At 60.6% G+C, this 6,509-nt stretch carries 4 protein-coding genes; all 4 read left to right on the top strand.

Features of this window, described 5'->3' with window-relative positions; translation table 11 throughout:
• Nucleotides 1-190 precede the first annotated feature (190 nt).
• The 4 genes from PMI23_RS25115 to PMI23_RS25100 are packed head-to-tail and all read left to right on the top strand — an operon-like array spanning nt 191 to nt 6,490.
• Nucleotides 191-1,351: an efflux RND transporter periplasmic adaptor subunit gene (locus PMI23_RS25115; protein WP_007916974.1), complete on the top strand. Its 1,161-nt coding sequence runs from the start codon at nt 191-193 to the stop codon at nt 1,349-1,351.
• Entirely contained in the window at nt 1,348-4,449 is a 3,102-nt protein-coding gene (locus PMI23_RS25110) for a multidrug efflux RND transporter permease subunit (protein ID WP_007916977.1), read from the top strand. Before PMI23_RS25115 ends, PMI23_RS25110 begins: the two co-directional genes overlap by 4 nt.
• 9 nt (nt 4,450-4,458) lie before the next feature.
• On the top strand, nt 4,459-5,136 hold the full coding sequence (locus tag PMI23_RS25105) for a heavy metal response regulator transcription factor (RefSeq protein ID WP_007916978.1): 678 nt from the start codon (nt 4,459-4,461) through the stop codon (nt 5,134-5,136).
• A complete protein-coding gene (locus PMI23_RS25100) occupies nt 5,126-6,490 on the top strand; it encodes a heavy metal sensor histidine kinase (RefSeq protein ID WP_007916979.1) in 1,365 nt (454 codons plus the stop codon). The genes PMI23_RS25105 and PMI23_RS25100 overlap by 11 nt, the downstream gene beginning before the upstream one ends.
• The last annotated feature ends 19 nt before the right edge of the window (nt 6,491-6,509 follow it).

The raw sequence follows: 6,509 nt of genomic DNA, 5'->3' as shown, positions 1-6,509 counted from the left end.
GTTACTTTTGAGGCGTTTGTCAAAAGTGACCCGCCGTAAGGGCGGAACCTTAATCAGCCACACCCGCAACAACGGATATACACCCAAAGAAAACTGACAGCGCTGACAGCCAGCCGTCACCCTCCTGACCCCCAAACAAGTTTATAACTACCCAACCTGCCCAAACTCCAAACTCCGGCGCCCACCCCGCATGCGAATCCAAAAGAACAAAGCCCTGCTCGCCACCCTATTGATCGTCCTCGCAGGCGCAGGTCTGTGGTACGCCCTGAAACCCGCCCCGACCAAACTCGCCACCCCCACCGCAATCCCCGTGCGAGTCATAGCGGTCAGCGAAAAAGACGTCCCCCGCTACACCAGCGGCATCGGCTCCGTACTCTCATTACACAGCGTGGTCGTGCGCCCCCAGATCGACGGCATCCTCACCAAAATCCTCGTCAAAGAAGGCCAACTCGTCAAAGCAGGCGACCTGCTGGCCACCATTGACGACCGCTCCATCCGCGCCAGCCTCGACCAGGCCCGCGCCCAACTGGGCGAAAGCCAGGCGCAACTGCAAGTCGCCCTGGTCAACCTCAAACGCTACAAACTGCTCACCGTCGACGACGGCATCTCGAAACAGACCTACGACCAGCAACAAGCCCTGGTCAACCAGTTGAAAGCCACCGCCCAAGGCAACCAAGCCTCGATCGACGCCGCGCAAGTACAACTTTCCTACACGCAAATCCGCTCCCCGGTCACCGGCCGCGTCGGTATTCGCACAGTCGACGAAGGCAACTTCCTGCGCATGACCGACACCGCCGGCCTGTTCACCGTCACCCAGATCGACCCGATCGCCGTCGAATTCTCCCTGCCGCAGCAAATGCTGCCGACCCTGCAAGGCCTGATCAACGATCCGCAGCGCGCACCGGTCAAGGCCTACATCGGCGCCGACACCGATGGCGAAACCGGCAACCTGCTCGGCGAAGGTCACCTGACCCTGATCGACAACCAGATCAACGCCAACACCGGCACCATCCGCGCCAAAGCCGAATTCGACAACGCCAGCCAGAAGCTCTGGCCCGGCCTGCTGGTCACGGTAAAAATCCAGACAGCCCTCGACAAAGATGCGCTGGTCGTCCCGCCCACCGTTGTACAACGTGGCCTCGACCAACACTTCGTTTACCGGGTCAACGGCGACAAGGTCGAAGCCGTGCAAGTGCAAATGGTTTATCAAGGCAGCGGTCAGGACATCATCAAAGGCGTGAAGGCCGGTGACGTGCTGGTCACCGATGGCCAGTCGCGGCTTAAACCGGGTTCAACGGTGCAAGTCATGAGCGAGCCGGCGCAGGTGGTGCAAGCGGAGCCGAAACCATGAAGGCGCACAAAGGCGTCTCGACGTGGTGCATCGATCACCCGGTCGCAACCATTCTGCTGACCATCGCGCTGGTGCTGGTCGGTTTGATTGCCTTCCCGCGTTTACCGATTGCCCCACTGCCGGAAGCGGAATTTCCGACGATTCAGGTGTCCGCGCAGTTGCCCGGCGCCAGCCCCGACACCATGGCCTCGTCCGTGGCCACGCCGCTGGAGGTGCAATTCAGCGCCATCCCCGGCATGACCCAGATGACGTCGAGCAGTGCGCTCGGCTCCAGCCTGCTGACCCTGCAGTTCACCCTCGATAAAAGCATCGACACCGCCGCCCAGGAAGTCCAAGCGGCGATCAACACCGCCGCCGGCAAACTGCCCAAGGACATGCCGACCCTGCCGACTTGGAAGAAGGTCAACCCGGCCGACAGCCCGGTGCTGATCCTCAGTGTCAGCTCGTCACAAATGCCCGGCACCGAACTCAGCGACCTGGTGGAAACCCTGCTCTCGCGTCAGATCAGTCAGATCGACGGCGTAGGCCAAATCAACATCACCGGTCAGCAACGTCCGGCGATTCGCGTACAAGCCTCGGCCGACAAACTCGCGGCGATCGGCCTGACCCTCGCCGACATTCGTCTGGCGATCCAGCAGACCAGCCTCAACCTCGCCAAAGGTGCGCTGTACGGCGAATCGAGCATTTCCACACTGTCGACCAACGATCAGTTGTTCCACCCCGAGGATTACAGCCAACTCATCGTTTCCTACAAGGATGGCGCCCCGGTTCACCTGCGCGATGTCGCCAAAGTCGTCAACGGTTCGGAAGATGCCTACGTGCAAGCCTGGGCCGGTGATCAACCCGGGGTGAACTTGGTGATCTCGCGTCAACCGGGCGCGAACATCGTTGAAACCGTCGACCGCATTCAAGCCGCCCTGCCCGGCCTCGAAGCGATGCTGCCGGCCTCGGTGCAGGTGAAAACCCTGATCGACCGCACCCAGACCATTCGTGCCTCCCTGCATGAGGTCGAGATCACCCTGTTGATCGCGATCCTGCTGGTGGTCGCGGTGATGGCGCTGTTCCTGCGTCAGTTGTCGGCAACCCTGATTGTTTCGGCAGTACTCGGCGTGTCGTTGATCGCCAGTTTCGCCCTGATGTACATCCTCGGTTTCAGCCTGAACAACCTGACGCTGGTGGCGATCGTGGTGGCCGTGGGATTTGTGGTCGACGATGCCATCGTGGTGGTGGAAAACATCCACCGCCATCTGGAGGCCGGCGACGATATGCGCGAAGCGGCGATCAAGGGCGCCGGCGAGATCGGCTTCACCGTGGTCTCGATCAGTTTCTCGCTGGTGGCAGCGTTTATTCCGCTGCTGTTCATGGGCGGTGTGGTCGGGCGACTGTTCAAGGAATTCGCCCTGACGGCGACCTCGACCATCATGATTTCCGTGGTGGTCTCGCTGACTCTGGCTCCAACGTTGGCGGCGCTGTTCATGCGCAAACCGGTGCACCACGCCCACGCCAAACCGGGCTTCAGCGAACGTCTGCTCGGCTGGTACGAGAAAGGTCTGCGCCGCGCCCTCGCCCATCAGAAATTGATGATTGGCGTGTTCGGTCTGTCGCTGGCGCTGGCCATCGGCGGTTACATCTTTATCCCGAAAGGCTTCTTCCCGGTGCAGGACACCGGTTTCGTCCTCGGCACCACTGAAGCGGCTGCGGATATTTCCTACGGCGACATGGTGAAAAAACATCTGGCGATGGCCGAAATCGTCGCCGCCGATCCGGCGGTGCAAGCGTTTTCCCACTCGGTCGGCGTGTCCGGCAGTAACCAGACCATCGCCAACGGCCGCTTCTGGATCGCCCTGAAAAAACGCGGCGACCGTGACGTCAGCGCCAGCCAGTTCATCGACCGTATCCGCCCGCAACTGATGAAAGTCCCCGGCATCGTTCTCTATCTGCGCGCTGGCCAGGACATCAACCTCAGCTCCGGCCCGAGCCGCGCGCAATATCAGTACGTGCTGAAGAGCAACGACGGCGCGACCCTCGCGACATGGACGCAACGCCTCACGGAAAAACTGCGCAGCAACCCGGCGTTCCGCGACATCTCCAACGACCTGCAACTGGGCGGCAGCATCACCCACATCAGCATCGACCGCAGCGCCGCCGCCCGTTTCGGCCTGACCGCCAGCGATGTCGACGAGGCGCTGTACGATGCCTTCGGGCAACGGCAGATCAATGAATTCCAGACTCAGGTCAACCAGTACAACGTGATTCTGGAGCTGGACACCAAACAACGCGGCAAGGCCGAAAGCCTCAACTATTTCTACCTGCGCTCACCGCTGAGTGGCGAGATGGTGCCGCTGTCAGCGCTGGCCAAATTCGATGCGCCAACCATTGGCCCACTGTCGATCGCCCATGACGGCATGTTCCCGGCCGCCAACCTGTCGTTCAACCTCGCGCCCGGCGTAGCGTTGGGTGATGCGGTGATTCTGCTCAATCAGGCCAAGGCCGAGATTGGCATGCCGACGGCGATCAGCGGCAATTTCCAGGGTGCGGCGCAGGCGTTCCAGAGTTCGCTGGCCAGCCAGCCGTGGCTGATTCTCGCGGCGCTGGTGGCGGTGTACATCATTCTCGGTGTGCTTTATGAAAGCTTCGTGCACCCGCTGACGATCATTTCGACATTGCCGGCGGCGGGTTTGGGCGCAGTGATCATGCTATGGATCTGCGGCCAGGACTTTTCGATCATGGCGTTGATCGGCCTGGTGTTGCTGATCGGTATCGTCAAGAAGAACGGCATCCTGATGATCGACTTCGCGCTCGAAGCGCAGCGCCACCGAGGTCTGTCGCCGCAGGAGGCGATTTTCGAAGCGTGCATCACGCGGTTCCGGCCGATCATCATGACCACCCTCGCCGCCCTGCTTGGCGCGCTGCCGCTGATGCTCGGTTACGGCACCGGCGCCGAACTGCGCCAACCGTTGGGGATCGCGGTGGTCGGCGGTTTGCTGGTCAGCCAGATGCTGACGTTGTTTACCACTCCGGTCATATACTTGTGGCTTGAGCGGCTGTTCCACCGGCCCAAACCGATGCCCTCACCGGCATTGGCGACCACAGACTGAGGCAGGGTCATGCGCGTTCTGATTATCGAAGACGAGGAAAAAACCGCGGACTATCTGCACCGCGGTCTGACGGAACAGGGTTACACCGTGGATCTGGCTCGCGACGGCGTCGAGGGGCTGCATCTGGCGCTGGAAAGCGACTACGCGGTGATCGTCCTCGACGTCATGTTGCCGGGCCTCGATGGCTTCGGCGTTTTGCGCGCGTTGCGTGCACGCAAGCAGACCCCGGTGATCATGCTCACCGCCCGCGAGCGCGTCGAAGACCGCATCAAAGGCTTGCGCGACGGTGCCGATGATTACCTCGGCAAACCGTTTTCCTTCCTCGAACTGGTCGCGCGTCTGCAAGCACTGACCCGGCGCAGCGGCGGCCACGAACCGGTGCAAGTGAGCATCGCCGACCTGTGGATAGATTTGATCAGCCGCAAGGCCACTCGCGCCGGCACCCGACTGGATCTGACCGCCAAAGAGTTCTCGCTGCTCAGCGTCCTCGCCCGCCGCCAAGGTGAAATCCTTTCGAAAACCGCCATCGCCGAGATGGTCTGGGACATCAATTTCGACAGCGACGCGAATGTCGTCGAAGTGGCGATCAAACGCCTGCGCGCCAAGCTCGACGGGCCGTTCGACGAGAAACTGCTGCACACCATTCGCGGCATGGGTTATGTGCTGGAGAGCCGTGGTGTCCAGTAACTCGATTGCCCTGCGCCTCAGTGGAATGTTCACGCTGGTGGCGCTGCTGGTGTTTCTGTTGATCGGCGGCGCGTTGTATCAACAGGTCGACAAAGGCCTGGGATTACTGCCGGAAGCCGAGCTGGATGCACGTTACAGCGTGCTCGAATCGGCGCTCAATCGCTTCGGCACGCCGGAGCATTGGGTGAAGATCAACGCCAAGTTGAAGCTGCTCGGCGAAGAGGACAAACGCATTCGTTTCTGGGTGGTGAGTGGCGATCCGGGTTACGAGTATGGTCAGCCCGATGCGGCGATTCGCGCGTTCGCTCAAGGCCCGTTGGGCATGCATGACCTGCAGTTGGCCGACCATCCTTATCCGCTGAAAGTGTTGCTGACCGAGTTGCCAGCCAAGGATCAGCGCCCGCCGCTACGCTTCATGATCGGCATTGATACCGAGACCTTTCACGAGACTCAGCACAATCTGTTGATCGCGCTGATCGGGTTGGCGATTGTCGGTGTGTTGATGGCGTCGGCACTGGGGTATTGGGTCGCGCGGATTGGTTTGAAGCCGTTGATCAAACTGTCCCATGAGGCTCAACGACTGGCGCCACCGCTCAGAGCCGGGCGCTTGCGTTTGTCGCCGCTGCCACCGGAGCTTGAGCAGTTTGTCGACTCATTCAACTCGACGCTGGAACGGGTCGAGCAGGCCTACTCGCGGCTGGAATCGTTCAACGCCGACGTCGCCCATGAACTGCGTTCACCGCTGACCAATTTGATTGGCCAGACGCAAGTGGCGCTGACCCGTGGGCGCTCTGCCGAACACTATTTCGAAGTGCTGCAATCCAATCTTGAAGAGCTGGAACGGCTGCGTTCGATCATCAATGACATGCTGTTTCTGGCCAGTGCCGATCAGGGCAACAAGGCGACCAAACTGACCTCGACGTCGCTGGCAGATGAGGTGGCGACGACGCTGGAGTTTCTGGATTTCATCCTTGAAGATGCGCAGGTTGAAGTGCAGGTCAGCGGTGATGCACTGGTGCAGATCGAGGTCGCGCATTTGCGCCGGGCGTTGATCAATCTGTTGAGCAATGCGGTGCAGCACACCGGCGCGGGTCAGGTGATTGAGGTGCGCATCGAGGTTGAGGAACATCAGGTGAGTATCGGCGTGGCCAACCCCGGTTCGCCGATTGCCAGTGAGCATTTGCCACGGCTGTTCGAGCGCTTTTATCGGGTCGATGCGTCGCGCAGTAACAGTGGCAATAACCATGGCTTGGGGCTGGCGATCGTTAAAGCGATTGCGCTGATGCATGGCGGGGATGTGTTTGTGCGCAGTGATCGGGGGATGAATACTTTCGGGATTTATTTGCCGGTTTGAAAAGCCCCTCACCCTAACC

Source organism: Pseudomonas sp. GM24, assembly GCF_000282235.1.
Lineage (GTDB): Bacteria > Pseudomonadota > Gammaproteobacteria > Pseudomonadales > Pseudomonadaceae > Aquipseudomonas.
The sequence above is the reverse complement of the archived record's forward strand: the minus strand, read 5'-3'. Positions and strand labels throughout refer to the sequence as shown.

Excerpts from the sequence above, each read along its gene's own strand:
- PMI23_RS25115 (WP_007916974.1), top strand. The coding sequence starts at position 191 with ATGCGAATCCAAAAGAACAAAGCCCTGCTCGCCACCCTATTGATCGTC.
- PMI23_RS25110 (WP_007916977.1), top strand. The coding sequence starts at position 1,348 with ATGAAGGCGCACAAAGGCGTCTCGACGTGGTGCATCGATCACCCGGTC.
- PMI23_RS25105 (WP_007916978.1), top strand. The coding sequence starts at position 4,459 with ATGCGCGTTCTGATTATCGAAGACGAGGAAAAAACCGCGGACTATCTG.